Genomic DNA, 26,531 nt, shown 5'->3' on the forward strand with positions numbered 1-26,531 from the left:
AGGCTTGGAAAAACTTATGGCTAAGAAAAAGATCGGGTTGCCGCCCTTGGATTGGCTGCGCGTTTTCGAGGCGGCGGGGCGTCTGGGCGGGTTTTCGGCAGCGGCGAGGGAATTTGGTCTGACACAAGCGGCGGTAAGCCAGCGGATCGGTAACCTAGAGGCCTGGCTAGGGCGCACGTTGTTTGTGCGTGAGGCGCGTGGCGTGTCATTGACTGTCGAAGGGGAAAGCTATCTGCCACTGGTGCAAGACAGTTTGCAGGCGCTTGAACGCAATACCGAGGATCTGTTTGGAAAATCCCCGCGCGAATTGCGGGTGGCCGGTTTGTCATCGCACATCCATGCGCTTGTGGTGCCAAGTCTTGCCCGGTTTCAGGAGGTGCAGCCGAAGGTGCGTGTCCTGACCGATTCCGTGGCGCGGCGGTCGTCGCTGGATGAAGAGCGGACATGGCTGCAAATCCGCTATGGTCGCGGTGCCTGGCCCGGGCGGGATTCCGAATTGATCGCAGCCGAAGTGTTGGTGCCGATGGCGGCTCCGGGTGTTGAATGGGGCGCGCCTTTGATTGATCTGCGCGGAGAACGGCCGGGGTGGCGAGACTGGGCGCGAAAGGCTGAGCAGGGCGATGTGACGACGTCGACCATTAGCTTCGATTCAATGGAACACGCGTTGTCCGCGGCACGTCAGGGCATGGGCGTAGCGTTGGGGTCGGTGCCACTGGCCAAGGCGGATCTACAGGACGGGCGGTTGCGCCGGTTGCACCTGCCCGAGCTGAAAACGAAAGATGGGTATTGGCTGACATGGCCGGAAGAACGGGCGAAATCAAAGAAGCAGCGCGCTCTGATAGCGGATTTTCTGGAAGCTCTGCGGGGATAGGCGATCAGAAATCGATCGCGATGCCTTTCTTCTCCCAATCGCCATAGCGGGCCGGGTCAGGACCGTCGCGACCGCCCAGTTCCTTTGGCATCTCTTTCGCTTTGGCCTCTGCCTTGCGACGGCGCTCTTCGGCTTCGGCCAAGGCGCGCTGGGCGGCAGGCGGCAGGTCTTTGCGGTCGTCACTCATGACTTCGGGTTCCTTTCCGTGCATGGGCTTGATATACGCCCGCGTCCGCCATTGGCAATGCGGGCGAGGATTTATTCAAAGGCGATTCCATGTCCGACAACGCAACAGCCGCCCGACGCAGCGCAATCTATCTGCTGGATCAGATACTGGGCGAAGGACGCCTGCTGTCCGAATGTCTGGCCGCCGGTGCGCTGGACCGGTTGGCCCCTGAAGATCGCGCGCGGGCGCAACGTCTGACGCTGGAAACCTTGCGCGGGTTGGAGCGTGCGGATCGTCTGCTGGAAAACCACCTGAACCGTACCCCCGCTTTGACTGTGCATAATGCCCTGCGCCTTGGCGCGGTCGAGCTGTGCCACGGTGAAGCGGCACATGGTGTGGTGAATTCAATGGTCGACATTGTAGGGCGTTCACGCAAGCACGGACGGCTGAAAGGCCTGGTGAATGCCGTGTTGCGTAAAGTGGCCGCCGAAGGGCCCGAAGCATGGCCCAAAATGCGCGTGCCGCGTTTGCCCGAATGGCTGCGTGATCCGCTGATCATGGCCTGGGGGGAGGATGCAATCGCGGGAATGGAAAAGGTGCAATTTGCCGGCGCACCGCTTGACCTGACTGTGAAGCCGGGTGCCAGTGGACCGGGTGAAGTCCTGCCGACCGGTTCGACGCGGCTGCATGATGCCGGTCAGGTCACTGCCCTTCCGGGCTATGGCAAAGGTGATTGGTGGGTGCAGGACGCGGCGGCCGCTATTCCAGTGTGCATACTTGCCCCGAAATTGGGCGAAAAGATCCTCGACCTTTGCGCCGCTCCGGGTGGAAAAACACTGCAACTAGCGGCGGCTGGGGCCGATGTTACGGCGCTCGACGTTTCGGAAACGCGATTGGCGCGGGTGCATGAGAACCTCAAACGCACCGGGCTGAAAGCCACTGTCGTCGCGGGCGACGCGCTTGAACATCAGGGCCAGTATGACGCCATCCTTTTGGACGCGCCGTGTTCTGCCACGGGAACGATCCGCAGGCACCCTGACTTGCCTTTTGCCAAAGACGGATCGGAATTCGGTGAGCTGATCGAGCTGCAGGCCCGGATGCTGGCCCACGCCTGGAGCTTGCTGAAACCTGGCGGGCGGCTGGTCTATTGCACTTGTTCTCTCCTGCCGGATGAGGGCGAGGTGCAGGTCGAAGAAGCGCTGGACCAACACCCCGATATGTCGGTGGATCGGGAGGCTTTGACCATTGCCGGAATCGAGTCCGAATGGATCACCGAGGAAGGCGGCCTGCGTCTGCGGCCCGATTACTGGGCTGATCTTGGTGGAATGGATGGGTTCTACATCGCACGCTTGAACAAATCGGCGTAGAAGCACGCTTTTCGATGACTTGACGATCGCCCCGGTCTATCGTTGGGTCTCAGGCGCCAGCAGAGCGCAAGGGGCAGAGTAACGAGCGTCATGTCGAAGACAGATACCATGACCAATCAGTGGACACGGTTTCAGAACCGTCTCTATGCACGCATCAGCCAGCGTCGCAAAGCGGTCTCGGGGTTTGTTGGCGAGCCGGAACCACGCACGGTCGGCTCATTTGCGCGCGGGCGTCAGTTGGTCGCCGGAAATCTGCTGTTCGCAGGCTATCTGGTCGAAGCTCAGGATACCGAGCTGTGGGATGTGACCGCGCCCAGTACCGGGTTTGACAATGAACGCCACGGCTTTGCCTGGCTCGACGATCTGGCGGCTGTTGGCGATATGCGCGCGCGTGAAAAGGCCCAGCGGTGGGTCTGGGGCTGGATTAACGCGCATGGCCGCGGTCAGGGGCCGGGCTGGGCACCTGATCTGACCGGTCGGCGCGTCATACGCTGGATTAACCATGCGATTTTCCTGTTGCGCGGCGCAGATGAACATCAAAGCAGGATGTTTTTTCGTTCGTTGGCCCAACAGACATGGTTTTTGTCCAAGCGCTGGAAGGCAGCGACTCCCGGTCTTCCCCGGTTTGAGGCGCTTGCCGGGCTGGTGCAGGCTGGTCTGGCGCTGGAGGGGTTGGAGCAAATGGCTGATCCTGCCCTTCGTGCTTTGGCACGCGAGTGTGACAGTCAGGTAGACGAACAGGGCGGTATCCCAACCCGCAACCCCGAAGAGCTGCTTGAGGTCTTTATGCTGCTTTCATGGACCTCGGCCGCGCTCAGCGCGTTGGGCCGGGGCACGCCCGGGGCGCAGGCAAGTGCCATCAAACGCATGGCCCCCACCTTGCGCAGCCTGCGCCATGCGGACGGAGCTTTGGCCCGGTTTCACGGCGGTGGGCGCGGTGTCGAAGGGCGTTTGGATCAGGCACTGGCGCAAAGCGGTGTCAGGCCACATCACACCACGGGGCTGTCCATGGGATTTGCCCGACTTTATGCGGCCAGAACCAGCGTGATTGTGGATGCCGCCACTCCACCCAAGGGGGCGGCGTCATACAACGCCCATGCTTCGACCCTCGCTTTCGAACTGACGTCGGGCCGCAGACCACTGGTGGTCAATTGCGGATCGGGCGAAAGCTTTGGGACGGAATGGCGGCGTGCGGGTCGGGCGACGCCGTCGCATTCGACACTGTGCCTTGATGGGTATTCAAGCGCTCGGCTGGCGCCACCGACGCAGGGAGCCGAACGCGAGGCACTGGTGGATGCGCCGCATGAGGTTCCCATTGATTTCGAGGATGCCTTTGAAGGCACGCGATTCATGGCCGGGCATGACGGGTATACCAAGGTCTTCGGATTGACACATGCGCGTACCTTTGAGCTGCGCTTTGATGGGCGTGAGCTGGCTTGCGAGGATATTCTGCTGACGGCCACCGACAAGGCGAAGCGCCAATTTGACAAGGCGATGGACGCCTCGGGCCTGAAGGGCATCGCCTTTGACATCCGGTTTCACCTGCATCCGGACGTGGATGCGGCACTGGATCTGGGGGGCGCTGCGGTGTCGATGGCGCTGAAAAGTGGTGAGATCTGGGTTTTCCGCCATGACGGCGTCGGAAAATTGTCTGTAGAACCAAGCGTTTATTTGGAAAGCGGGCGTTTAAAACCACGCGCGACAAAACAGATCGTTCTATCTGGCCGCGCAATGGAGTATGCGACGCGCATCCGGTGGACGCTGAGCAAGGCCCAGGACACAGCCTATGCCGTGCGGGATATACACCGGGACGAGCCCGAGTTTGACTGACGCCAAAAGGACCTTTGACCCCATGACCGATCTTCACCCCGTGCGCCGCGCGTTGCTTTCCGTTTCCGACAAGACCGGGCTGATCGAGCTGGGAAAGGCACTGGCCGAGCGTGGGGTCGAGTTGCTGTCGACCGGCGGTACAGCCAAAGCACTGCGCGATGCAGGGCTTGCGGTGAAGGATGTCAGCGAGATTACCGGCTTCCCTGAGATGCTGGATGGCCGCGTGAAAACGCTGCATCCGATGGTGCATGGCGGGTTGCTGGCCCTGCGCGACAATGACAGCCACGTGGCGGCGATGGAGGAACATGGCATCGGCGCGATCGACCTGCTGGTGGTGAACCTCTATCCGTTCGAGGCCACGGTAGCCAAAGGTGCGGGTTACGACGAATGCATCGAAAACATCGATATCGGTGGCCCGGCGATGATCCGCGCGGCCTCGAAAAACCACGCTTTTGTGAATGTGGTTGTGGATGTTCAGGATTACGACGCACTGCTGGCTGAGCTGGCGGCTAACGATGGTCAGACTTCCTATGCGTTCCGTCAGAACCTGGCGCAGACAGCCTATGCTCGTACCGCCGCCTATGACGCGGCCGTGTCGAATTGGATGGCCGATGCGCTGGTCGCCGAGGCCCCGCGCCGTCGCGCCTTTGCCGGAGAATTGAAGCAGACCTTGCGTTATGGCGAAAACAGCCACCAACAGGCGGTCTTCTACACCGATGGCACCAACCGCCCCGGTGTCGCGACAGCGGTGCAGCATCAGGGCAAGGAACTGAGCTACAACAACATCAACGACACAGACGCGGCATTTGAACTGGTGGCCGAATTCGATCCGGCGCAAGGCGCAGCCTGCGCGATCATCAAGCATGCCAACCCCTGCGGTGTTGCCAAGGGCGCGACATTGATCGAGGCCTATAAGGCCGCGTTTGATTGTGACCGCACTTCGGCCTTTGGCGGGATCATTGCGCTGAACCAGCCGCTGGATGCCGAAACCGCGCAGGAAATCACCGGAATTTTCACCGAAGTTGTGATCGCTCCGGGTGCGTCGGATGAGGCCAAGGCAATCTTTGCCGCCAAAAAGAACCTGCGTCTGCTGACAACCGATGGCCTGCCAGACGTGACCACAGGTGGCAAAACCGCCCGTCAGGTAGCCGGTGGCCTTCTGGTGCAGGATAAGGACAACGGATTTGTTGGCCTGGATGACCTGAAGGTCGTCACTAAGAAATCCCCGACCGAGGAACAGATGCGCGATCTTCTGTTTGCGTGGAAAGTGGCGAAACACGTCAAATCCAATGCCATCGTCTATGTCAAAGACGGAGCAACCGTGGGTGTGGGTGCCGGGCAGATGAGCCGCCTGGACTCGGCGATGATTGCAGCGAAGAAAGCCGAGCGTATGGCTGATGTTCTGGGCTTGGCCCAACCACTGACAATCGGTTCCGCCGTGGCGTCGGATGCGTTTTTCCCGTTCCCGGACGGTCTGATGGAAGCGGCCGAGGCCGGCGCGACCTGTGTTATCCAGCCCGGTGGTTCGATGCGCGATGAAGAGGTGATCGCAACCGCGGATGAGGCCGGGTTGGCCATGGTCTTTACCGGCATGCGCCACTTCCGCCACTGATGCGCTTTCGTCTGCTTCTCTGGGCCGCACTGGCTGCGTTACTGATCGACCAGATCAGCAAGTATCTGGTCGTTCACGTTATGCGTGTGGCTGATGGGAACATTGATGTTCTGCCGCCTCTGCTGGTGTTCAAATACGGTGAGAATCGGGGCATCAATTTCGGCTTGTTTCAGGGCAATACCGATGCTGCCCGATGGGCGTTGATCGGTATTTCCATGGTCATCGCAATCGGTGTGCTGATCTGGCTTATGCGCACAGCGCCGTCAAAACTGATGCTGGTTTGCGGCGGATTGCTGATTGGCGGGGCGTTGGGCAACGTCGTGGATCGCCTGCTTTATGGTTATGTTCTGGATTTCCTGAACATGTCCTGTTGCGGCATCAACAACCCTTTCGTGTTCAACCTTGCTGATGTGTTCATTTTTGCGGGAGCGATTGGTCTGGTGCTGTTCGAAGGCAAAAAGGCCTCGTGACGTGCCATTTGAAATGCGATAAAAGCGCCTGAAACAGGCTGGAGACTCTGATGCGGCTGCCGCGTTCCATATTTGCTTTGACATTGGCCTTTGCGGCTGCGGGCTGTTCCGATATCGGATTGCGCCACTTGGAAGCGCCCGGGCAGGGGCCGGACGAATTCTCGGTCCTGCCTGTCAAACCACTGACTCAGCCCAAGGATTACGCTTTTCTGCCTGCGCCCACGCTGGGTGGTGAGAACCTGACCGATCCAAACCCTAAGGCCGAAGCTGTCGTTGCCCTTGGGGGGAACGAATCTTCGCTGAACGCAAATACGGCCATCCCGTCCACGGACGCCGCCCTTGTGACGGCCTCAAGCCGGTATGGGGTTCCGGCGAATGCCCGGCAGGTGGTTGATGCCGAGGATGCAGAATTCCGCAGAAAGCAGAGCCGCCTGACGCGCTTGCGCTTGTTCAACGTTGATCGGTATTCGCAGGTCTACCGCCGCGAAACGTTGAACCCCGACCGTCAGAATGAGGCAGCACGCCAAGCCGGGATCGAAACACCATCGGCGCCACCGGTAGATGAATAATCTTTAACTTTTCGTCATTGGCCTTGAACCCGCGTGGCGCCACCGTAGTTTGAACAGCATAAATCAAACGGAGGACGCCCTATGGTTCGGGCCCTGGCATTGTCGGCAGCCCTGATGGCCGCAACCCCTCTTGCTGCAAGCGAGGGGCACGAAGCGGTCACGACCTTTACGTTGGACAACGGCATGGATGTCGTCGTGATCGAGGATCACCGCGCGCCTGTTGTGCAGCATATGGTCTGGTATCGCGCAGGGTCAGCAGATGAGCCCGTGGGATCATCGGGCGTGGCGCATTTCCTGGAACACCTGCTGTTTAAAGGCACTGACACTTTGGCCCCGGGCGAATTTTCGGCCACTGTTGCGGCCAATGGCGGCACCGACAACGCGTTCACTTCGTATGATTATACCGCGTATTTCCAACGCGTTGCCGCCGACCGGCTGGAACTGATGATGCGGATGGAAGCGGATCGGATGCGCAATATTCGCCTGAGCGAAAATGATATTGTCACCGAACGCGACGTGATCCTTGAGGAACGCAACCAGCGCACCGACAACAGCCCGCGCGCCCTGTTTGGCGAACAGATGAGCGCGTCGCAGTATCTGAACCATCGCTACGGCGTGCCAATCATCGGCTGGCGCCACGAGATGGAAACGCTGGACATGGAGGACGCGCTGTCCTTCTACCAGACCCACTACGCGCCCAATAACGCCATTCTGGTCGTCACCGGTGATGTCGAACCTGACGAGGTCAAATCGCTGGCCGAGCAGTATTACGGCGTGATCCCCGCCAACCCTGAACTGCCCGAACGGGTCCGGTCGCAGGAACCGCCGCAAACGGCAGAACGCCGTCTGACATACAAAGACGCGCGCGTGTCGCAGCCCTATGTGCAGCGCAGCTATCTGGCACCCGAGCGTGATCCGGGCGAACAGGAGAAAGCAGCCGCTCTGTTTTTGTTGGCAGAACTGTTGGGCGGAAGCACAACATCCTACCTGAACGAAAAGCTGCAGTTCGAGCAGCAGAAGGTTGTCTACACCGGGGCGTTCTATCGGGGTGTTTCGCTGGATGATACGACCTTCGATCTGATCGTCGTCCCGGCAGCAGGCGTTTCCCTGCAAGAGGCCGAAGATGCAATGGATCAGGTGGTTGCCGACTTCATCGCTGAGGGTGTGAACGAAGAAGACCTCGATCGGATCAAGATGCAGCTGCGGGCGTCGCAGACCTATGCGCGCGACAATGTGGATGGGATTGGCAACCGCTATGGCCGCGCGCTGACCAGCGGCCTGGCAGTTGAGGACGTGCAGGCTTGGCCCGATATTCTGCAAGCCGTCACTGGGGATGAGATCATCGCCGCTGCCCGCGAGGTAATACAACCGGAAACATCGGTCACCGGATGGTTGATGCGCGATGACGAGGTGACGCAATGAAACGGATATTCGCAACCCTGATCGCGTTTGTTGTCGCTCTGCCCGCGTGGGCCGATATCGAGATCGAAGAGGTTACTTCTCCTGGTGGTATCACCGCCTGGCTGGTCGAGGATCACTCGATCCCCTTCACCGCGCTGGAGCTGCGTTTTCGCGGCGGCACATCGCTGGATGACGCGGACAAACGCGGTGCGGTCTACCTGATGAGCGGCCTGATTGAGGAAGGCGCAGGCGACATGGATGCCCGCACCTATGCGCGTGAGCTGGAATCGCTGGCGGCCTCGTTCCGGTACAATGCAACTGATGACACAGTGTCGATCACCGCGCAGTTCCTGACTGAAAACCGGGACGACGTGATCGACCTGCTGCGCACCACAATTCACGAACCCCGCTTTGATCAGGATGCGGTGGATCGGGTAAAGGCGCAGGTACTGTCCGGCCTTAAATCCGATCAAACCGACCCGAATGACATTGCGGGTCGTAACTTTGCGCGCATGGCCTATGGCGATCACCCCTATGGCACAGAAGGCAAAGGCACGATCGAAAGCGTGACAGCCCTGACGCGCGAAGACGTGGTCACAGCGTATCAGGATGTCTTTGCCAAAGACCGGATGTATATAGGCGCGGTGGGTGACATCACCCCCGAAGAATTGGGCGCGTTGCTGGATAAACTGCTGGCCGACCTACCGGAAACAGGCAAGCCGATCCCTGAACGTGCCGATGTGTCCATTCCTGGTGGCGTGAGCGTGGTCGAGTTCGACACGCCGCAATCTGTGGCCCTGTTCGGACATGCGGGCATTGACCGCGATGATCCCGATTTCTTTGCCGCCTTTATCCTGAACCACATCCTTGGCGGGGGCGGGTTTGAAAGCCGCCTGATGCAGGAGGTAAGAGAGAAGCGCGGCTTGACCTATGGCGTCGGCACTTACCTGGTGCCCAAGGATCTGGCCTCGGTCTATCTGGGATCCGTGTCATCCAGCAATGATCGCATTGCCGAAGCGGTCGAAGTGATCCGTGACGAGTGGGCACGGGCCGCATCCGAAGGTGTGACCCAGAAAGAACTGGACGATGCCAAAACCTACCTGACGGGCGCTTACCCGCTGAGGTTTGACGGCAATGGCCAGATTGCGGGGATCATGGTCGGGATGCAGATGGAAGACCTGCCCATCGACTATATCGCCACCCGCAACGACAAGGTGAATGCGATCACGCTGGAAGAGATCAACCGGGTCGCCAGCGAATTGCTGGACCCTGACGGGCTTCATTTCACCATTGTCGGCAAGCCCGAGGGTCTGGACGGCTAAACCCGTTCAGGCCGCGACGGGCCGTTTCTGTGCCCGAAGCGTATGCTTGTTGCTGCTCAGAAGCTTTTGCCGCGCGTGCCTGAAATGCGCGGCTTTAAGCGCGTCGTCGATATGCCGGTTGCGGCGTAGCAGGCGCGACAGACGGAAATTGTCGAACACCAGGCAGGTTGTCGGCTCTGAGGCGATGACGGTGGCCGTTGCGGGTAGGCCAAGGCCGAATGTCAGCTCTCCCAGTGTCTCGTCCGAGCCGCAAATATTGATGACCTGACCATTTTGAAGGATGGTTGTTCGCCCGCTCAGGACATAGCCAAGGAAATCTGTTGTTCTGGCTTCTTCGATCAGAATGTCGCCTTTGGCGAACTCCTGAACCGACGCAGTGTTCAATAGCTTTCGGGCATGATGCGGTTTCAGTGACCCAAGATGGTGCGAGATGAACTGGCGCTCGGCTGCGGAAAAGCGAATGAGATGCCGCGAAAGGTATCCGCGCAGCAATCCGATGACCGAGATCGCGATATAGGCCATCTGTATGATCGAACCGGCAAGATTGAATTCTTCAACCATGCTGATCAGAACGCAGGTTGCAGCAACGATAACCAGAACCGGGTAGAGCACGCCATTGCCGCGGACTATGCCGATTTGCAGTAAAAAGTAGTTCAGAATGTAAAGGCCAGCCCCGGCCACGCCGATCATGGTGGCCAATTCGACAAACTCGGTAAATTCAAATGGACTATTCAGCATGTAAAGACCCACCCTCGCAATGAATGGGTCTTACGCTGTGCCAATTAAGTGAAACCGTAAATGAACAACCTCACAGGTTAATGGGTTTTATGAGCGTGCTTTCGCCTGCGCGCGCAACATTTGCCCCATCATCTGTCCGAACTTGCCAGAACCACGCTGGTACAACGCGCCATCGACGGCCAGAACCGTGCCGCTGATATAGCTGGCCAGATCAGAGCTGAGGAACATACAGGCGTTCGCCACGTCCTGCGGCTGACCCCAACGGCCCAGGGGGACGTCCTTACGCAATGCTTCTCCGGCATCCGGCGTGGGGGCCAAACGCTTGGCCCCTTCAGTGCCTTCGATAAAGCCCGGCACGACCGAGTTCACGCGGATACCCTCGACACCCCATTCCATCGACAGGGTGCGGGTGATCTGATCAACGCCCGCCTTGGCGGCACAGACATGGGCCTGGCCTTCGTAAGGCAGGTAGGATTGCGGGGCCGAGATGTTGATGATGCTGGCACCCGGACGCTTGAGGAAAGGATAGGCCCCCTTCATCACGTGGATCGTGCCCATCAGGTCGATATCGATCACGGTCTTGAAAGCATTGACCGACATCTCTGCCGCGAGCGCCGGAAAATTACCTGCTGCGCCCGACACCAAAACGTCGAAGTCACCGAATGCATCGTAGAACTGTTTGAGGCCCTCAGCGACTGCCTCCGGGTCACGTACATCGAACGCCACACCGATGGCGTCTTGGGCCCCCGCAGCTTTCAGCGCAGCAACGGTGTCATCGACCTTTTCCTGCGACCGGCTGGCGACCGCCAGTTTGGCACCCGAGGCCGCAAAGGCCTCGGCAATGCCGCGATTGATACCGCTGGTTCCGCCGATGACGACGACGGTTTTTCCTGAAAAGTCCATGTAGGCCTCCCTTGGCGGGGAGCCCTACTCGCCGTAGGGCACCCAGATGTTTTTGACTTCGGTCGCAGCCTGCAGGAAGCGGCGGGAATGGTCCACGCCCCAATCGATTGCCGTCGCGTTATTCACCCAGGTCCGTTTCAGGTTCCCGGCCGAGACGACCTCGATCTCTTTTGAAAGATCGGTGGACGAGAAGGACCAGACTGCATCGACGTTCAGGTGCGAAGCCAGCGGTTTCGCCAGTTCCGCGTGGCTGCCGGTCAGGATGTTGACCACACCAGCAGGCACGTCTGAGGTTTCGAGAATCTGGTAGAAATCAGTCGCTGCCAGAGGGTAGGGCTCTGAGGCCACCAGGACTGTCCGGTTCCCCATCGCAATCGCCGGGGCCATGGCCGAGACCAGACCCAACAGAGGTGCCTCATCCGCGCACAGCGCGCCGATGACACCCACGGATTCCTTCATGGCTATCGCCACGCCACGGATCGGAACGCCGTGCACCTGACCGTCATATTTGTCGGCCCATGCGGCAGCGGTGAACAGGCGCTGGATCGAGGCTTCGACCTCTTTCGCGCCGTCCTTTTTGCCGGTCATTGCGTCGATGCGAGCGGCAAACTCGTCGGCGCGAGCCGAGAGGTTTTCGCCGATGTAATACAGGATCTGTGCCCGCAGATGGCCGGTGGTCTTGGACCAACCTTTGGCCCCTGCCGCAGCTTCAACCGCATTGCGGACGTCCTTGCGATTGGCGAGGCCCACGTGGCCCAACAGCCCGGATTTACCCCAGACGGGTTTCGAATAGCCGCTATCGGGCCGTGCCTGCTTGCCTCCGACATACATCTTGGCGGTACGGTCAATCGGATCGACCGGAGCGCCATCACCAGTGCCTACTTCGACCTTCGCCAACGGCTTAGCTTTGCCTTTGGGCTTGGTGTACGCGGTCAAGCCTTCCCAGCCGCCTTCACGGCCAAAGCCGCTTTCGCGCACACCGCCGAAACCAGCAGCCGCGTCGAACAGGTTGGTGGCATTCACCCAAACCACGCCCGCGACCAGCTTGGGCGCGATATCCAGTGCAAGGTTAACATTCTCGGTCCACACGGTCGCGGCCAGCCCGTAACGGGTGTTGTTGGCCAGCTCCACCGCCTCTTCCGGCGTGCGGAAAGTTGAGGACACCAGAACCGGGCCAAAGATTTCTTCCTGCATCAGTGGGTCGGAAGTTTCGAGACCCGAGATCAGTGTGGGTGGGTAATAACATCCGTTCGCAGGCAGATCGCACGCGGCTTGGTGCACGTGACCGGCGGTGTTGCTTTCGACCATGCTTTTGATGGTTTGCAGTTGGACCGGGTCTACAACCGCGCCCACATCAATGCATTTATCCAGCGGATCGCCGATGCGCAGCGAGTCCATCCGTGCGCGCAGTTTGTCGTGGAAACGGTCCGCGATGCCTTCTTGGACCAGCAAGCGGGACCCTGCGCAGCAAACCTGACCCTGATTGAACCAGATCGCATCGACCAGACCTTCTATGGCACTGTCGATATCGGCGTCGTCAAAGACGATGTAGGCTGACTTGCCGCCCAGCTCCAATGTCAGTTCCTTGCCGGAACCCGCGGTTGCTTCACGGATGCGGCGGCCCACAACTGTCGAGCCGGTAAAGGCGATCTTGTCCACGTCCGAGTTCACGATCATCTCACCCACTGCGCCGTCACCAGTGACGATGTTGATTACGCCTTTGGGCAATCCAGCTTGTGTGCAGATATCGGCGAACAACAGGGCTGTCAGCGAGGTGTACTCGGCAGGTTTCAAAACCACCGTGTTGCCCATGGCCAGGGCCGGGGCAATCTTCCACGACAGCATCAGCAGCGGGAAATTCCACGGAATGATCTGCCCGCAGACGCCCAACGCCTCAGCATCGGGCAGTTCGCTTTCCATCAGCTGCGCCATGCCCGCGTGGTAGTAGAAATGACGCTGCGCCAACGGGATGTCGATGTCGCGTGATTCACGGATCGGCTTGCCGTTGTCGAGGCTCTCAAGCACCGCAAACAGGCGCGAATGCTTCTGCAACAGGCGCGCGATGGCATAGAGGTACCGCGCACGGCCTGCACCGCCCAGCTTCCCCCATTTCGGTTGCGCCTTTCGGGCGGCAGAAACGGCAGCATCCACATCGGCCTGTCTGGCCTGCGTCAGCTTGGCCAAAACCTCTCCGGTCGCCGGGTTGCGGCTGTCGAACCCTTTGCCGGGTTTGGTGAACGCACCATCGATATAGTGACCGAACTTGTCGCCCTGATCGACCAGCCAGGCCAGAGCCTCGGCGGCACTTTCGGGGGCAGGGCCGTAATCCATGGTTTCGAATATCTCTTTGACTGTCATTGTTTTTGTCCTCAGCCCATGGAGTGACGGTAACCGGCGGAGTATGCGCCAGTTACATAGTGTTCCAACTGTCGCTCGATATCGCCCAACAAGGACGACGCGCCAAAACGGAACAGGTCCGGCTCCAGCCAGCGGTCGCCCAGTTCGTCCTTGATCAGCGACAGGTAAACCAGCGCGTCCTTGGCTTTCGAGATGCCGCCTGCCGGTTTGTAGCCGACCCGGTATCCGGTGCGGTCATAGTAGTCGCGGATTGCGCGGATCATCACCAAAGACACGGGCAGGGTGGCGTTGACGCTTTCCTTGCCGGTCGAGGTCTTGATGAAATCCGCCCCGGCCATCATGCAGACCAGCGAGGCGCGCGCGACATTGCGCAGGCTGCCCAGTTCGCCGGTGGCAAGGATGGCTTTGACATGCGCATCACCGCAAGCCACGCGGAACGCCTTCATCTCGTCATACAAGGCTTGCCAGTCGCCCGACAGCACGTGACGGCGTGAAATCACGATGTCGATTTCCTCGGCACCGGCTTTCACGCTTTCTTCGATCTCGGCCACGCGCAGATGGAATGGCGACAAACCTGCCGGGAAGCCGGTGGAAACCGCAGCAACAGGGATGCCGGTGCCATGCAGAGCGTCCACGGCGGTTTCGATCATGTCGTGATAGACGCAAACGGCCCCGGTTGTGATCGGCGGCATATCCAGCGCTTTCAGAACCGAAGGTGCAACGGGTTGCCGTGCCTTGGCACACAGACGGCGCACACGTCCGACCGTATCGTCACCCGACAGGGTGGTCAGGTCGATCATCGTGACCGCCTTCAACAGCCACGCGGCCTGATACTCTTTTTTGACAGACCGACGACCGGGCAGGGTCGCGGCGCGGCGTTCAATGGCCGAAGTATTGACCTGCACGGCGCGTACCCAGTCCAGATCCAATTCCATTCCAGGGTTTCTAGGCTCGGTCACTTGCGGCAGATGCGCGGTGCGCACGGGGCTTTCTGAGCTCTGCGTTTCCATCTTCACATCCTTTGGGAGGTTTGCGCCAAATTCGCACGGCTTGGCGCTAATTGGAAGGCATAGCGGCCTTCCGTGTGCAATTTTTTTGACCAAATGGACAAATTTGAGGTTTTCTTGCGAATAATTCGCAATAGCGTTGACTTAGTTGCGAATGGTTCGCATATTCATTCTCAAGAGGATACCTAAATGGGGTCAAAAATGATTCGTCGTAGTTTTCTCGCGGTTATGGCTTTTGCCGCCGCTTTGCCCCTCGCGGCATGGGCCGAGGCGCCGCTGAAGGTTGTTGCCACCACGGGCATGATCGCTGATGCGGCACGTCAGATCGGTGGCGATCAGGTTGAGGTCAAGGGCTTGATGGGCCCGGGCGTCGACCCGCATGCCTATCGTCAGACCCGCAGCGACATCGTTGCTATGACCCGGGCGGATCTGATCCTGTGGCACGGTCTTTACCTTGAAGCGCAGATGGAAGACTTCTTCCATGATCTCGGACGTAAACGTCCGGTCGTGGCTGTGGCCGAAGGTGTCGATAAGTCCAAACTGCGCGCGCATGACGACTATGCCGATAAGTATGACCCGCATGTATGGATGAGCCCGGCAGTTTGGCGCGATGTGGTGGTCGAGGTTCAAGAAGCCCTGACAGAGGCCCGCCCCGAGGCTGCTGATTTTTTCGCCGCGAACGCGCAGACACATCTGGCCGAGATTGATCAGTTGGAAGCCTACGGTAAACAAGTGCTGGCCGACGTACCGGAAAACAACCGTGTGCTTGTAACGGCGCATGACGCCTTTGGCTATTTCGGTGAGGAATACGGCTATGAGGTGCTTGGTATACAGGGCATCTCGACCCAGTCCGAAGCCGGTCTGAACCGGATTGGCGAGCTGGTCGATACCTTGGTGGATCAGCAGCTGACGGCAGTCTTCGTGGAAAGCTCGGTTTCTGATCGGTCCATGCGCGCGCTGATCGAAGGGGCCGCGGCCAAAGGCCATGATGTTGGCATCGGCGGAGAGCTGTATTCCGACGCAATGGGTGAACCGGGCACCTATGAAGGCACGTATATCGGGATGCTGGATCACAACATCTCTGTGATTGCCGGAGCGCTAGGCGCAGACGTGCCCGAACGCGGCATGAACGGCAAATTGTCGGCGGGGTCTTGAACGATGCTGTCGCTGGCTGCGCATCAGGGTGCTTCGGTTGCTGAAAAAATTACAAAGGACTGCCCGCTGGCCATTCGCGGCCTGGCTGTCTCATACGGTCAGAAACCTGCCGTGTTTTCGGTGGATATGACCGTGCAACCCGGCGCGATGACGGCGATCATCGGCCCGAACGGGGCGGGGAAGTCTACGCTTCTGAAGGCGGCGCTGGGCATCGTTTCGCCCCTGTCCGGGCAGGTGTCCGTCTTTGGTGAACCGCTGGAGAAACAGCGTGCACGAATTGCCTATGTGCCGCAACGCGCAAGCGTCGACTGGGATTTTCCGACGCGCGTGATTGATGTTGTGTTGATGGGTCTGTCCCGCGAGCTGGGCTTGCTGGGTCGTGTCCGTGCCCGGCATATGTCCCGGGCCATGGACTGTCTTAACCGGGTCGGGATGCGCGATTTTGCCGATCGTCAGATTGGTCAATTGTCCGGCGGCCAGCAACAGCGCGTTTTTCTTGCCCGTGCTCTGGCGCAGGATGCTGATCTTTATCTGTTGGATGAGCCATTCGCAGGTGTCGATGCAGCGACGGAAAAAGCAATCATCGCAGTGCTGAAATCGCTGAAAGAGGCGGGCAAGACCGTTGTTGTCGTGCATCACGATCTGGCCACGGTGACTGATTATTTCGACCATGTATTCCTGATCAATACCCGCAAAGTGGCTGAGGGAACTGTGGCCGAGGCCTTTACCGCCGAAACCCTGCAATCGGCGTATGGCGGCCGTTTGGCCACTGCGCAGATCGACCAGATTTCGCGCGCATTGGGGTAAATCATGCTTTGGGATGCTCTGACCCTGCAGCTGGGCTATAACGCCACGCTGGTCGCGATTGGTGCGACCTTGCTGGGTATATCCGCTGGTGTGACCGGCACGTTTCTGTTCCTGCGCAAACGCGCGCTGGTCAGCGACGCCATCAGCCACGCGACTCTGCCCGGCGTCTGCCTTGGGTTTATGGTTTTGGTCGCCCTTGGCGGCGATGGGCGCAACCTGATCGGTCTGCTGGCCGGATCGGCGGTGTCGGCTTGGGTCGGTTTGCTTTGCATGAACTGGCTGACTCGCCACACACGACTGGCCGAGGATGCCGCCATTGGTGCCATCCTGTCGGTGTTTTTCGGTCTCGGCATCGTTCTGCTGACCGTGATCCAGACGATGGGCGTCGGTCGTCAGGCTGGGCTGGAAGGGTTCCTACTGGGCTCGACCGCAGGGATGTTGTGGGCGGATGCGCTGGTCATCGCAATCGGTGGGGCAGCAACGCTGTTGCTGGTCATGATCATTCGCCGACCTATGACCATGGTCGCCTTCGACCCTGAATACGCCGCTGCCCGGGGCCTGCCAGTGCACCGGATTGATCTTGCGATGATGGGGCTGGTCATGGCGGTTACTGTGGTGGGCCTGAAGATCGTCGGGCTGATCCTGATTGTGGCGCTGCTGATCATCCCGCCTGTCACGGCGCGGTTCTGGACGGACCGCTCGGACCGCGTGGTGCTGCTAGCTGGACTGGCCGGAGGGTTGGCGGGCTATCTGGGTGCTGCGATGTCGGCCTCGGCGCCCAACCTGCCAACTGGCCCAATTATTGTTCTGGTCAGCTTCGGCTTTTTTGCCCTGTCCCTGTTACTTGCGCCTGTCCGTGGAGTTCTGGCAGCGGTTCTGCGGCACCTGCGGTTCCAGCGCCGGGTTCATATTCGGCAGGGTCTGCTGGCACTGGCGCAAGGGCAAAAGATCTATGAGCCACTGACCTTGCGTCTCTTGCGGCGTGCCGGTTTGGCGCGGGCGGATGGCGTGGCCACCGAAACAGGCAAGGCGCGCGCGGCCAAGGCGTTGCGCGATGAAAGGCGCTGGGAAATCGTCAGGGCTGATCAGATGCATGAGGCAACGGCTGCGCTGTACGACGGGTTGCGCGATATCGAAACCGTGCTGACCCAAGATCAGATCGCCGAGATCGACCGTCGAATCGGCGGCCCGCAGGAGGTTCCGGCATGAGCGGTGAAGAATTCGTACCCCTGTCTTTGACACCCTTGCTGATCGGCACGTTTGCCGCCATCGCTTGCGCTTTGCCCGGGAACTTCCTGGTCCTGCGCAAACAGGCCCTGATCGGGGATGCGATCAGCCATGTGGTGCTGCCGGGTATTGTCGTGGCCTTTCTGCTGACCGGAACGATTTCAACCTGGCCAATGATGCTGGGCGCCGCGGGCGCGGCGGTGGTGGCCGTGGTTCTGATCGAAGCCGTCAGGCGGCTGGGGCAGATCGAGGCGGGTGCCGCGATGGGGGTGGTTTTCACTACGATGTTTGCTGCTGGTGTGCTGCTGCTGGAACAAACCGATACTTCGACTGTGCACCTGGATGTTGAACATGCGCTGTATGGCAATCTGGAAAGCCTGATCTGGTTGGACGCTGTGGGCTGGTCTTCGGTGTTGGATCCCGTGGCGCTGGCGGGGTTGCCGCCGGAATTGCCTCGGATTGCGCTGACTTTGCTGGGGGTATCTGTCTTTGTATGGCTGTTCTGGCGGCCGCTGAAGATTTCCACCTTTGACGAAGGGTTCGCGCGCACCATTGGTGTCCGGACCGGAGTTCTGGGCATGGCCCTTGTGATCACGGCAGCTATTGCCGCCGTGGCGGCCTTTGACGCCGTGGGTTCGATCATTGTGATTGCCATGTTTATCTGTCCCCCGGCGGCGGCGCGCATGATGACCAACCGGCTCGAAACCCAGATCGCGTGGAGCATCGTCTTTGCCATCCTGTCGGCTGTCTCCGGGTATGTGCTGGCTGGATATGGTCCGCTCTGGCTGGGGGCGGCGGACGCGGTCAGTGCAGCGGGCATGATCGCAACGATGTCTGGTCTGATCCTTGCGTTTGCGGCTTTGTGGGGGCCGTGCCGGACCCGGGCAGGTGCACCCGGAACCGCGTGACCCGGCATTTTCCCGCCGCTGGGTCCTGCGTGGTATCGGCCAAACTTCGCCACCCGACTTGAGGCCCAGAGAGTCTTCGCATCGTGAAACCGTATTCGTGGTATGAATTGATCCATTGATTATTGGATGACCACCACTCACTCCGGATCGTTCGAGCAATCGCGCCCAGACTGGCCGCAAGTCTAGGCTGGCAAGGTGCGATTGTTCGAACGCCCCCTCCTCACATTAAATGCAAGCCAAAGCGGTGGCAGAATCGTGCGCGAATGTGCTAGTTCTGGTGGTATGGCGCAGGCACACCCCAATATCAGCGAAAATCGACCGGTCATCCGGCAACTTGACGACGCAGCAATCAACCGTATTGCGGCAGGCGAGGTTGTTGAACGTCCGGCTTCTGCGGTCAAGGAATTGGTGGAAAATGCCATCGACGCAGGTGCAACCCGCGTCGCGATCGACATTGCCGATGGGGGTAAGACGCTGATTCGCGTCACCGATGATGGCTGTGGGATTGCTGCTGAGGATCTGCCATTGGCCTTGTCGCGCCATGCGACCTCGAAAATTGATGGGTCCGATTTGTTGAATATCCACACCTTCGGTTTTCGGGGTGAGGCGCTGCCATCGCTGGGTGCCGTCGGGCGCCTGACCATTACCAGCCGGGTGCCGGGGGGCGAGGCGGCTTCGGTCCATGTGGCGGGTGGTCGGATCGAGGCGGTGAAACCTGCCGCCTTACGTGCTGGCACAGTGGTCGAACTGCGCGATCTCTTTTTCGCAACGCCTGCGCGATTGAAATTTATGCGCACCGACCGGGCCGAAGCCCAGGCAATCTCCGACACCGTCAAAAGGCTGGCCATGGCCGAGCCTTCGGTGACTTTCACTTTGCGTGACGTCTCTGGTGGTGGAGAGGGGCGCGTGACCTTCCGCGCTGACCGCGAAAATGGTGATCTGTTCGACGCACTGCATGCCCGGTTGGCTCGCGTTATAGGGCGCGAGTTTGCTGAAAATGCCCTGCAGATTGATGCGACCCGCGAGGGGATCCGGTTGTACGGTTACGCCGCCCTGCCGACCTATTCGCGCGGTGCCGCGGTGGCGCAGTATCTGTTCGTCAACGGGCGGCCTGTAAGGGACAAGATGCTGACGGGTGCGCTGCGGGCGGCCTATTTCGATTTCCTCAGCCGGGATCGTCATCCGGCAGCAGCATTGTTCATCGATTGCGATCCGACGCTGGTGGACGTGAACGTGCACCCGGCAAAGTCCGAGGTCCGGTTCCGCGATCCGGGCGTGGCGCGGGGGTTGATCGTCTCGGCCCTGCGGCACGCGCTGGCCGAGGCCGGGCACAGGGCCTCCTCCACAGTGGCCAATGCGACGCTGGGGGCGATGCGTCCGGAACCCGCACAGCCTGCACCGGCGCGGGTTTATCAGATGGACCGCCCCTCACCAGCTACACGGAATGTGGCGTATCAGGCGCAGGCGCCGGGATTTGCGGAACTGTCGCAGGACTACAGCGGCAGCATTGTCGAACCGGCTTCGGTCCCAGAAACACCGGTCGAAGACCTGCCTTTGGGCGCGGCACGAGGGCAGGTGCATGAGAATTACATCATCGCTCAAACTGCAGACGGCATGGTGATCGTCGATCAACATGCGGCACATGAGCGGCTGGTTTATGAAAAGCTCAAAAAACAGATGGCTGAGAATGGCGTCGCTGCGCAGGCACTGCTGATCCCGGAAATCGTTGAACTGTCCGAAAGCGATTGCGCGCGCCTGATGCAGGTTGCGGACGACCTGACAAAGCTGGGACTGACAATTGAACCCTTTGGCGGCGGTGCGGTTGCCGTGCGCGAAACACCAGCCATTCTGGGCGAGGTGGACGCGCGGGCGATGATTCTGGATATATTGGATGAACTGGCCGATCAGGGCGAAAGCCAGATGGTGCAAGCGCGGATTGAGGCGATCCTCAGCCGGGTGGCCTGTCACGGCTCGGTCCGGTCGGGTCGTCGTATGCGGGCTGAAGAAATGAACGCCCTGCTGCGCGAGATGGAGGCGACGCCCCATTCCGGGCAATGCAACCACGGGCGGCCGACTTATGTGGAACTGAAGCTGAGCGATATCGAGCGATTGTTCGGCCGCAGTTGATCCATTGTCTTGGTTAGGCTATGGAGAATAAAACAAGAACATCCGAGGCGACATGATCGAGATTGCAGGAACCCAATATGCGCTGAACGACCCCGTGATCCTGGCCGTGGGTGGGGTTGTTACACTGATCCTGCTGCTGCTGTTTTTGTCGCTGCGCGCGGCAAACCGCTCGGCCCGGATGGCGGAACCGCTGGCTCGCCAGATGGCGCATCTTGGCCAGCATGTGCAGCAATTGGGGCAGGGGCAGGAACAATTGCGCGGCGGATTACAGCATGTTTCGGACACGCAGGCCAATGCGCAGGTGCAGGTGATCCAAACGGTTGAATCCCGCCTGTCCTCGGTCCAGCAGCAGATGAATGATCGGCTGGCAGATAACGCGATGAAATCGGCGCGTGCCTTGGCCGAGATGCAGGAGCGAATGAAGGAATCCCTGCATGGATCATCCAAACAAACCGCGACATCTCTGACGCAGTTGCAGGAACGTCTGGCCGCCATCGACAAGGCGCAGGACAATATCACAAAACTGTCGGGCGACGTGCTGTCTTTGCAGGATATCCTGTCGAACAAGCAAACGCGTGGTGCGTTTGGTGAGATTCAGCTGAATGATATCGTCTCTAAGGCGCTGCCTTCGGATAGTTTCCAGCTGCAGGCAACCCTGTCGAATGGACGGCGCGCAGATTGCCTGATCAACCTCCCGAACCCTCCGGGGCCGATTGTCATCGACAGCAAGTTCCCGTTGGAGGCCTATGAGGCGCTGATCGGTTCGACCAATGACATGGAGTTGAAGACGGCGGTTCAGATGTTCCGCAGCACGGTGCGCAAGCACATCAACGATATTGCCGAGAAATACATTCTGGACGGTGAAACAGCCGATGGCGCGTTGATGTTCCTGCCGTCCGAGGCCGTCTATGCCGAACTGCACGCCAAGTTTCCTGAACTGGTGCAGGAGAGTTTCAGCAAACGTGTATGGATCGTTTCGCCCACCACCTGCATGGCGACACTGAACACGATGCGTGCGATCCTCAAAGACGCGCGGATGCGGGAACAAGCTGGGGCGATCCGCAAAGAACTGGGTTTGCTGCACAAGGATGTTGAGCGTTTGGGTGATCGGGTCGGCAATCTGGACCGCCATTTTGGGCAAGCGGCCAAGGATATCTCGGAAATCAAGATCAGCGCGGAAAAGGCTGGCCGCCGGGCACAGAGGTTGGATAACTTCGATTTCGAGGAGTTGGCACCGGACGATCAGACCAACGTTGTGCCTCTGGGCCAGTCCGAAGGCTAGGCATTACTGGATTGACAGATCCAGATTGTAGCCGACCGTCTTGTCCGTATCGCGGTCATTGCCCATCAGGTAGACCCGGATCGTGTAGTCTCCATCCTCAGGCAATTCGATGCGCGCGGTATTCCCGTCGATCGAGCCATTGTAGATCGCGAAACCATCGCTGTCCGGCGGCAGGATGTTGAAGTAGATCACGCCATAGCCATTTGTGTCGCTTACCTTCAGGTCGGCAAACATCTCTTGCCCGGCTTTTGCACCCAACTTGTAGTCGAAGTACTCGTTTCCAGTGACGGTACCATTGACCATTGTCCCGAAATTGCCCGGTTCGAACTTCACGTCGGCGACCAACTGGGCAGAAGCGACAGATGAAAAACCCATAAGGGCAAGAATAAAGAACACAGTCCGTATCATTTCAAATGCCTCCAACAATCAGCTTGCAGGGCAGGGTACCACATGAGCGCTGATTGCGTCAGATCTTCAGGAACGGTTGGAACAGACGCGGCATCAGCTTGTTGAATTTCAGCGGCGCGTCAGTGACAGCCAGGCAGATGCAATCCTCGGTGATGTCGGCTGTCGGCGTATGGTGCAGGTCTTCATCTGCAATCTCCACATCGCCACGGGCAAAACGGTCGACTTCATCCGAAAACGCGCCCTGCAGAACCATTGTCAGCTCTACACCATTATGGCTGTGATCCGGAACTGCGGTGCCCGCCGGAATGAATAGCAACCGAGCTGTTGCTTCGCCGCTCGTCGGGAGGATCGCCTGCTTCACCCCCATGCCGATTGGTCGCCAGCGGATGTCGTTCACATCGCCGCCAACGTAATCTTGCAACGGGCTTGGCAAAACCGAGCAGCCGGGTCGCCTGGGTTTGGCAATCGGCGCACCGTTTGCGATCAAAGCCATCGTTTCCGCAAGTGCCTTGTCGTTCATCGCAACGGTCTCGTCCTGTTCTTCCAGGACATATCCGCCAACGGCGTCAAAGCTTTCGGCCTGCGCACGACATTGATTGCACAGGGAAAGATGTGTCGCGACCATCAGGTCGAAAGCCTCGGGCAGAGTGCCTGCGGCGTAAGCCATCAGCAGGTCGTCTGTCAGGTGATGTTTGATCTTATTGCTCATATCCGTCATCTCAATTCATCGCATGGCGCAAGCGGTCCAGCGCCAGCCGTATCCGTGATTTGATCGTTCCCAGTGGCAATCCAGTCTGAGAAGCGATTTCTCGATGGCTCAGATCGCCAAAATAGGCTTTCTCGATCAGTTGCCTTTGCGCCTCTGGCAGCGCGGTCATCGCGTTGCGCAGCTGCGCGGTCTCCTGTTGCAGCACGAGTATGTCGTCCTGCTCCGGTTCAGCCTCGGGTCCCCATCCCAGTTCTTCGGGCTCGGGTCGGCGTTGTTTGCGCAGGACGTCGATGCGCTTGTTCCGGGCGATCGTAAACACCCATGTGGCCACGGTTGCCCGCGTGGGGTCGAACAAATGTGACTTGTGCCACAGCGTGACCATCACTTCTTGTGCGCACTCTTCGGCCATGGCCGCATCTGAGCCCGATTTGATCAGGAACGCCTTGATCCGCGGCGCGAAGTGCTGAAACAACTCAGCAAACGCTGCCTGATCCTGCGCGTCCCTTATACGTCTGACGTGGTCTACCCACTCAGCTCGTTTGTCACAATTGTCTTGCGCTCGGTTCACCGGTTTTCCCTTGATGCGTTTCTTTGCGCGCCACGGTTTCTGTGAAGGCCTGCTGGCCACCGGTTCATCCAAGGTCGCGGTATCGATCTCGGTAAACATAACAACATTACGCGGTAAGCCCCAAGCTGGATCACATTGTGATGCGATTTTAATCCGAACCGGACCATGTTTCGTATGATAAGTATCTATATGTCGAAGAAAACAGCGCCGTTTGAACGGCTTGCAGGCGAATTGGAACACTGACGAGAATGAACAGGATCGACCATATTTCAGGCCATACTTACCACGGTCGAAAAGGCGGGATCGAGAATGCGTTTCGGTATTCTATCGACTACATCCTGTTGGACCCCGAGGCCCGGCCTGACACACCGCTTTTGTTTTCGATGAACCGTGTAAATGCGATGTATTGGCGAGACCGTGACCACGGCGGTGAACCCGGCAAAGGGAAGGGTGCAGTGTGGTTGCGAGCCAAATTCAACGAAATGGGTGTGACGCAACCTGCAAGGCTTGAGTTGCTGACGCAGCCACGGGTGCTGGGGCATGTCTTCAATCCGGTCAGCTTCTGGTTCTGTTTCGATGCCGATGAACAACTATATGCGGTGGTAGCAGAGGTTACGAACACTTACGGCACGCGCCACAGCTATCTGTGCAACAATCCCGGGTTTGCGCCGATCCAGCCGTCGGATCGCATCGTTGCGGACAAGCTGATGCATGTCTCACCGTTTCAAAAGATCGAAGGGACGTATGAGTTCCGGTTCGACAACCGCCCCGAGCGTATCGGCGTCTGGATTGACTATGGTCGAAAAGCGGGTGGATTGATTGCCACCCTGACCGGGCCGCGCGCGCCGCTGACCAACCGGGCGATCCTGTGGTCGTTGCTGCGGCGCCCCTTCGGTGCGCGACGTGCGTTTTTCCTGATTGTGTGGCAGGCGATTAAACTTAAGATCAAGAAGGCACGGTTTGTCCCGTTTCGGACCGCCCCTGTGCCCGATCAACCGATTTCCCGCAGTCGCAAACCTTAGCGCTTAGGTCTTTGCTTAAGATCAAAGACTCAGCCCCCTCCTCATGGTTGTGGTATTATTGAAACCGCGAATACGAGGAGCTGGGTCATGATGGAAATTTCGCCAAGGAAAATCGCTCAGGTTGCGATGATGGGGCGCGAGTTGGGTCGCGCCGAGGGCGAATTGCGCGCCTTCATCGACCGGATGAGCGAGGACGAACAGGCCGAACTGGTGGCTGTCATGTGGGTCGGGCGAGAAAGCTTTTTCGCCGAAGATCTGCCTGAGGCCATCGCAACAGCCAAGTCCGAGGCTTCGACCCCTTGCGCGGACTACCTGATTGGTACGCCGCACTTGTCGGATCACCTTGAAAATGGCTTGGATGCACTGGGCATCTCGGCTGAGGATGTGGAAAACGACCTGATGTAAGTGCACCGGTTATGTGCAACCGGTGCAGCCCGCAAATTGCAAACCATTCGCTGAATACCCAGTTTTCGGATAACGTGGACAGGAATCCCGAAAGCCCGCATTCAGGCTGGGGTGCTATTAGACGGAGCGTGATCCATGTGGCGCGTCTTGCAAATGCTTGCGGTGCTCGCGTTTTGTGTGGGCTTCCAGTCCCGCCCGGCCCAAGCCTGCGGCGTCTGCGTTGAGCTTCCGGAGTATTCTCTGGCGGACCGGATTCTTTCTGCTCGTGTGATCGTGCTGGCGGCACCATCACCAGACAACCCTTTCAGGTTCACCCCCGTTTCGGTTTTGAAAGGCACGCCGGAACAGGTTGAGGCTTTGCCCGAAATACCTTTCCTGGTCGACAGCGTCATGCGATCCGCCTTTCGTGCGAATCCGGACAGAACGGTTTTGATGGTCTACGGGACGGGGTATCAGGACAAGGCCGGTCGCAGCCTGCCCAGCGGTTGGACCAAGGGGTTCTTGATGACACCGGATCGGACCCACTTCCTTGAAACACTGCGTGCCGAAGGGCAGGGTTGGGCCAGTGGCGCGCCGGATCGCGCGGCGCAGATTGCCTTTTTTAGTGCCTATCTCACACATGAAGATCGCCTGTTGCGCAACACGGCGTTGATCGAAATCCATCGCGCGCCCTATTGGCTTTTGACCCACCTGACCGATGCCGTGCCAATCGCCCAATTATTGCAGGACCTGCGCAATCCCAATCGTTTAGCCTACGCACCGGCACTTATCCGATTGTTGGGTCTTCAGTCGGATCCAAAGGCCAAAGAACGTGTAAGGCTTGGCTATCAAAGCGCGCTTCGCAGTGGGGGTCTCAACCTGTACGACTGGGGTTTGGCGGGTATCGCAGTGGATGGGGAACAGGCGATACTTGAAATCGAAAAGTCGCTGGAGAGGCCCGAACGCACGGCTGACGAAAAGCGATTCCTGATCCGCGGTCTGGCCGATGGCGGAACGACCTATCCCAAGTTGCGACCCCTGATCCTGGATGTGTTTAGGCATCAGTTGGACAAAGACAGCACTGTTGCGATCTGGATTGCCCTGGCTGTCCGGCACTGGGATACCGACGCACTGATCCCAAACTTTGAGGCTATCATGGCTCAAAATGATCTGGACCCGGCGACGCTGTTTCTCATGCGAGCGGCAATTGAAGCTGACGGGCCGGGCTAACGTCGCGGTGACGCTCCTCATAGTTCCAAATCGCATTAGGGAACAGATGGGGCTGCGCTTTCGCCAAGCAAATGCATCCCAGCAGCATCA

25 protein-coding genes are annotated in these 26,531 nt (G+C 59.1%); 17 read left to right on the plus strand and 8 right to left on the minus strand.

Translation table 11 applies throughout. From position 1 onward, the window contains the following. Window positions 1-16 precede the first annotated feature (16 nt). Complete coding sequence (locus tag AC2FIB_RS12820) at window positions 17-871, plus strand: LysR family transcriptional regulator (protein WP_058274954.1); 855 nt, start codon at window positions 17-19, stop codon at window positions 869-871. A 4-nt stretch (window positions 872-875) separates the two neighbouring features. Here AC2FIB_RS12820 and AC2FIB_RS12825 read toward each other — a convergent pair whose 3' ends face one another. After that, complete coding sequence (locus AC2FIB_RS12825; RefSeq protein WP_170550772.1) at window positions 876-1,058, minus strand: DUF1674 domain-containing protein; 183 nt, start codon at window positions 1,056-1,058, stop codon at window positions 876-878. A gap of 89 nt (window positions 1,059-1,147) precedes the next feature. Between AC2FIB_RS12825 and AC2FIB_RS12830 the strand changes: the two genes are divergently transcribed. From AC2FIB_RS12830 to AC2FIB_RS12860, 7 genes are all read left to right on the plus strand, one after another. Beyond that, a complete protein-coding gene (locus tag AC2FIB_RS12830) occupies window positions 1,148-2,404 on the plus strand; it encodes an RsmB/NOP family class I SAM-dependent RNA methyltransferase (protein WP_496842211.1) in 1,257 nt (418 codons plus the stop codon). A gap of 90 nt (window positions 2,405-2,494) precedes the next feature. After that, window positions 2,495-4,234: a heparinase II/III family protein gene (locus AC2FIB_RS12835; RefSeq protein WP_496842212.1), complete on the plus strand. Its 1,740-nt coding sequence runs from the start codon at window positions 2,495-2,497 to the stop codon at window positions 4,232-4,234. 22 nt (window positions 4,235-4,256) lie between these two features. Then, window positions 4,257-5,846 (plus strand): bifunctional phosphoribosylaminoimidazolecarboxamide formyltransferase/IMP cyclohydrolase, encoded by a 1,590-nt coding sequence (gene purH, locus AC2FIB_RS12840; protein WP_496842213.1) that lies wholly within the window; start codon window positions 4,257-4,259, stop codon window positions 5,844-5,846. Then, complete coding sequence (lspA, locus tag AC2FIB_RS12845) at window positions 5,846-6,316, plus strand: signal peptidase II (protein ID WP_496734940.1); 471 nt, start codon at window positions 5,846-5,848, stop codon at window positions 6,314-6,316. The genes purH and lspA overlap by 1 nt, the downstream gene beginning before the upstream one ends. A gap of 50 nt (window positions 6,317-6,366) precedes the next feature. Then, window positions 6,367-6,885, plus strand: a complete 519-nt coding sequence (locus tag AC2FIB_RS12850) for a DUF3035 domain-containing protein (RefSeq protein WP_109313574.1) — start codon at window positions 6,367-6,369, stop codon at window positions 6,883-6,885. A gap of 81 nt (window positions 6,886-6,966) precedes the next feature. Further along, window positions 6,967-8,307 (plus strand): M16 family metallopeptidase, encoded by a 1,341-nt coding sequence (locus AC2FIB_RS12855; RefSeq protein ID WP_496734938.1) that lies wholly within the window; start codon window positions 6,967-6,969, stop codon window positions 8,305-8,307. Next, window positions 8,304-9,608, plus strand: coding sequence for a M16 family metallopeptidase (locus AC2FIB_RS12860; protein WP_496734936.1), 1,305 nt, complete (start codon window positions 8,304-8,306; stop codon window positions 9,606-9,608). The genes AC2FIB_RS12855 and AC2FIB_RS12860 overlap by 4 nt, the downstream gene beginning before the upstream one ends. Before the next feature lie 6 nt (window positions 9,609-9,614). Here AC2FIB_RS12860 and AC2FIB_RS12865 read toward each other — a convergent pair whose 3' ends face one another. From AC2FIB_RS12865 to deoC, 4 genes are all read right to left on the minus strand, one after another. Beyond that, complete coding sequence (locus tag AC2FIB_RS12865; RefSeq protein ID WP_496734934.1) at window positions 9,615-10,346, minus strand: cyclic nucleotide-binding domain-containing protein; 732 nt, start codon at window positions 10,344-10,346, stop codon at window positions 9,615-9,617. Between the two features lie 87 nt (window positions 10,347-10,433). Continuing rightward, a complete protein-coding gene (locus AC2FIB_RS12870; RefSeq protein WP_282119546.1) occupies window positions 10,434-11,249 on the minus strand; it encodes an SDR family oxidoreductase in 816 nt (271 codons plus the stop codon). A 24-nt stretch (window positions 11,250-11,273) separates the two neighbouring features. Next, window positions 11,274-13,607 (minus strand): aldehyde dehydrogenase family protein, encoded by a 2,334-nt coding sequence (locus AC2FIB_RS12875; RefSeq protein WP_496734932.1) that lies wholly within the window; start codon window positions 13,605-13,607, stop codon window positions 11,274-11,276. A gap of 11 nt (window positions 13,608-13,618) precedes the next feature. Beyond that, entirely contained in the window at window positions 13,619-14,617 is a 999-nt protein-coding gene (gene deoC / locus AC2FIB_RS12880; RefSeq protein WP_496726335.1) for a deoxyribose-phosphate aldolase, read from the minus strand. A 198-nt stretch (window positions 14,618-14,815) separates the two neighbouring features. On the opposite strand from deoC, the gene AC2FIB_RS12885 reads away from it, so the two are divergent. The 6 genes from AC2FIB_RS12885 to AC2FIB_RS12910 all read left to right on the plus strand — a co-directional run bounded on the left by AC2FIB_RS12885 (window position 14,816) and on the right by AC2FIB_RS12910 (window position 22,120). Beyond that, entirely contained in the window at window positions 14,816-15,769 is a 954-nt protein-coding gene (locus tag AC2FIB_RS12885) for a metal ABC transporter solute-binding protein, Zn/Mn family (RefSeq protein ID WP_472724640.1), read from the plus strand. A gap of 3 nt (window positions 15,770-15,772) precedes the next feature. Then, complete coding sequence (locus AC2FIB_RS12890; RefSeq protein WP_496842215.1) at window positions 15,773-16,576, plus strand: metal ABC transporter ATP-binding protein; 804 nt, start codon at window positions 15,773-15,775, stop codon at window positions 16,574-16,576. 3 nt (window positions 16,577-16,579) lie between these two features. Then, the gene (locus AC2FIB_RS12895) at window positions 16,580-17,785 is read left to right on the plus strand and encodes a metal ABC transporter permease (protein ID WP_496734930.1); all 1,206 of its coding nucleotides are present in this window, start codon (window positions 16,580-16,582) and stop codon (window positions 17,783-17,785) included. Further along, window positions 17,782-18,711: a metal ABC transporter permease gene (locus AC2FIB_RS12900; protein WP_496734928.1), complete on the plus strand. Its 930-nt coding sequence runs from the start codon at window positions 17,782-17,784 to the stop codon at window positions 18,709-18,711. The genes AC2FIB_RS12895 and AC2FIB_RS12900 overlap by 4 nt, the downstream gene beginning before the upstream one ends. Window positions 18,712-18,993: 282 nt before the next feature. Further along, window positions 18,994-20,838, plus strand: a complete 1,845-nt coding sequence (mutL, locus tag AC2FIB_RS12905; protein ID WP_496735207.1) for a DNA mismatch repair endonuclease MutL — start codon at window positions 18,994-18,996, stop codon at window positions 20,836-20,838. Between the two features lie 52 nt (window positions 20,839-20,890). After that, entirely contained in the window at window positions 20,891-22,120 is a 1,230-nt protein-coding gene (locus tag AC2FIB_RS12910; protein ID WP_496734926.1) for a DNA recombination protein RmuC, read from the plus strand. A 3-nt stretch (window positions 22,121-22,123) separates the two neighbouring features. Here AC2FIB_RS12910 and AC2FIB_RS12915 read toward each other — a convergent pair whose 3' ends face one another. The 3 genes from AC2FIB_RS12915 to AC2FIB_RS12925 are packed head-to-tail and all read right to left on the minus strand — an operon-like array spanning window position 22,124 to window position 23,904. Continuing rightward, on the minus strand, window positions 22,124-22,528 hold the full coding sequence (locus AC2FIB_RS12915; protein WP_496734925.1) for a hypothetical protein: 405 nt from the start codon (window positions 22,526-22,528) through the stop codon (window positions 22,124-22,126). A 58-nt stretch (window positions 22,529-22,586) separates the two neighbouring features. Continuing rightward, window positions 22,587-23,237: a ChrR family anti-sigma-E factor gene (locus AC2FIB_RS12920; RefSeq protein WP_496726329.1), complete on the minus strand. Its 651-nt coding sequence runs from the start codon at window positions 23,235-23,237 to the stop codon at window positions 22,587-22,589. Window positions 23,238-23,247: 10 nt separating this feature from the next. Continuing rightward, window positions 23,248-23,904 carry a sigma-70 family RNA polymerase sigma factor gene (locus AC2FIB_RS12925; protein ID WP_282152347.1) on the minus strand — a complete coding sequence of 219 codons (657 nt, stop codon included), beginning with the start codon at window positions 23,902-23,904 and terminating at the stop codon, window positions 23,248-23,250. A gap of 149 nt (window positions 23,905-24,053) precedes the next feature. Here AC2FIB_RS12925 and AC2FIB_RS12930 point away from each other — a divergent pair, with 149 nt between their 5' ends. The 3 genes from AC2FIB_RS12930 (at window position 24,054) to AC2FIB_RS12940 (ending at window position 26,441) form a co-directional block, all read left to right on the plus strand. After that, window positions 24,054-24,827, plus strand: a complete 774-nt coding sequence (locus tag AC2FIB_RS12930) for a DUF1365 domain-containing protein (protein WP_496734923.1) — start codon at window positions 24,054-24,056, stop codon at window positions 24,825-24,827. An 87-nt stretch (window positions 24,828-24,914) separates the two neighbouring features. Beyond that, window positions 24,915-25,232 carry a DUF3775 domain-containing protein gene (locus tag AC2FIB_RS12935; protein ID WP_058275224.1) on the plus strand — a complete coding sequence of 106 codons (318 nt, stop codon included), beginning with the start codon at window positions 24,915-24,917 and terminating at the stop codon, window positions 25,230-25,232. A 135-nt stretch (window positions 25,233-25,367) separates the two neighbouring features. Beyond that, the gene (locus tag AC2FIB_RS12940; RefSeq protein WP_496734921.1) at window positions 25,368-26,441 is read left to right on the plus strand and encodes a hypothetical protein; all 1,074 of its coding nucleotides are present in this window, start codon (window positions 25,368-25,370) and stop codon (window positions 26,439-26,441) included. Window positions 26,442-26,531 lie beyond the last annotated feature (90 nt).

This window comes from Ruegeria sp. YTSA072, from assembly GCF_059610285.1.

What these genes read in the sequence shown, in the direction of transcription:
- AC2FIB_RS12860 (WP_496734936.1), top strand. Translation starts at nt 8,304, where the DNA reads ATGAAACGGATATTCGCAACCCTGATCGCGTTTGTTGTCGCTCTGCCC.
- AC2FIB_RS12900 (WP_496734928.1), top strand. Translation starts at nt 17,782, where the DNA reads ATGAGCGGTGAAGAATTCGTACCCCTGTCTTTGACACCCTTGCTGATC.
- AC2FIB_RS12935 (WP_058275224.1), top strand. Translation starts at nt 24,915, where the DNA reads ATGATGGAAATTTCGCCAAGGAAAATCGCTCAGGTTGCGATGATGGGG.
- AC2FIB_RS12850 (WP_109313574.1), top strand. Translation starts at nt 6,367, where the DNA reads ATGCGGCTGCCGCGTTCCATATTTGCTTTGACATTGGCCTTTGCGGCT.
- AC2FIB_RS12855 (WP_496734938.1), top strand. Translation starts at nt 6,967, where the DNA reads ATGGTTCGGGCCCTGGCATTGTCGGCAGCCCTGATGGCCGCAACCCCT.
- AC2FIB_RS12925 (WP_282152347.1), bottom strand. Translation starts at nt 23,904, where the DNA reads ATGTTTACCGAGATCGATACCGCGACCTTGGATGAACCGGTGGCCAGC.
- AC2FIB_RS12940 (WP_496734921.1), top strand. Translation starts at nt 25,368, where the DNA reads ATGTGGCGCGTCTTGCAAATGCTTGCGGTGCTCGCGTTTTGTGTGGGC.
- AC2FIB_RS12890 (WP_496842215.1), top strand. Translation starts at nt 15,773, where the DNA reads ATGCTGTCGCTGGCTGCGCATCAGGGTGCTTCGGTTGCTGAAAAAATT.
- AC2FIB_RS12930 (WP_496734923.1), top strand. Translation starts at nt 24,054, where the DNA reads ATGAACAGGATCGACCATATTTCAGGCCATACTTACCACGGTCGAAAA.
- AC2FIB_RS12885 (WP_472724640.1), top strand. Translation starts at nt 14,816, where the DNA reads ATGATTCGTCGTAGTTTTCTCGCGGTTATGGCTTTTGCCGCCGCTTTG.
- deoC (WP_496726335.1), bottom strand. Translation starts at nt 14,617, where the DNA reads ATGGAAACGCAGAGCTCAGAAAGCCCCGTGCGCACCGCGCATCTGCCG.
- AC2FIB_RS12820 (WP_058274954.1), top strand. Translation starts at nt 17, where the DNA reads ATGGCTAAGAAAAAGATCGGGTTGCCGCCCTTGGATTGGCTGCGCGTT.
- AC2FIB_RS12825 (WP_170550772.1), bottom strand. Translation starts at nt 1,058, where the DNA reads ATGAGTGACGACCGCAAAGACCTGCCGCCTGCCGCCCAGCGCGCCTTG.
- lspA (WP_496734940.1), top strand. Translation starts at nt 5,846, where the DNA reads ATGCGCTTTCGTCTGCTTCTCTGGGCCGCACTGGCTGCGTTACTGATC.
- AC2FIB_RS12865 (WP_496734934.1), bottom strand. Translation starts at nt 10,346, where the DNA reads ATGCTGAATAGTCCATTTGAATTTACCGAGTTTGTCGAATTGGCCACC.
- AC2FIB_RS12895 (WP_496734930.1), top strand. Translation starts at nt 16,580, where the DNA reads ATGCTTTGGGATGCTCTGACCCTGCAGCTGGGCTATAACGCCACGCTG.
- AC2FIB_RS12870 (WP_282119546.1), bottom strand. Translation starts at nt 11,249, where the DNA reads ATGGACTTTTCAGGAAAAACCGTCGTCGTCATCGGCGGAACCAGCGGT.
- mutL (WP_496735207.1), top strand. Translation starts at nt 18,994, where the DNA reads ATGGCGCAGGCACACCCCAATATCAGCGAAAATCGACCGGTCATCCGG.
- AC2FIB_RS12920 (WP_496726329.1), bottom strand. Translation starts at nt 23,237, where the DNA reads ATGAGCAATAAGATCAAACATCACCTGACAGACGACCTGCTGATGGCT.
- AC2FIB_RS12915 (WP_496734925.1), bottom strand. Translation starts at nt 22,528, where the DNA reads ATGATACGGACTGTGTTCTTTATTCTTGCCCTTATGGGTTTTTCATCT.
- purH (WP_496842213.1), top strand. Translation starts at nt 4,257, where the DNA reads ATGACCGATCTTCACCCCGTGCGCCGCGCGTTGCTTTCCGTTTCCGAC.
- AC2FIB_RS12910 (WP_496734926.1), top strand. Translation starts at nt 20,891, where the DNA reads ATGATCGAGATTGCAGGAACCCAATATGCGCTGAACGACCCCGTGATC.
- AC2FIB_RS12830 (WP_496842211.1), top strand. Translation starts at nt 1,148, where the DNA reads ATGTCCGACAACGCAACAGCCGCCCGACGCAGCGCAATCTATCTGCTG.
- AC2FIB_RS12875 (WP_496734932.1), bottom strand. Translation starts at nt 13,607, where the DNA reads ATGACAGTCAAAGAGATATTCGAAACCATGGATTACGGCCCTGCCCCC.
- AC2FIB_RS12835 (WP_496842212.1), top strand. Translation starts at nt 2,495, where the DNA reads ATGTCGAAGACAGATACCATGACCAATCAGTGGACACGGTTTCAGAAC.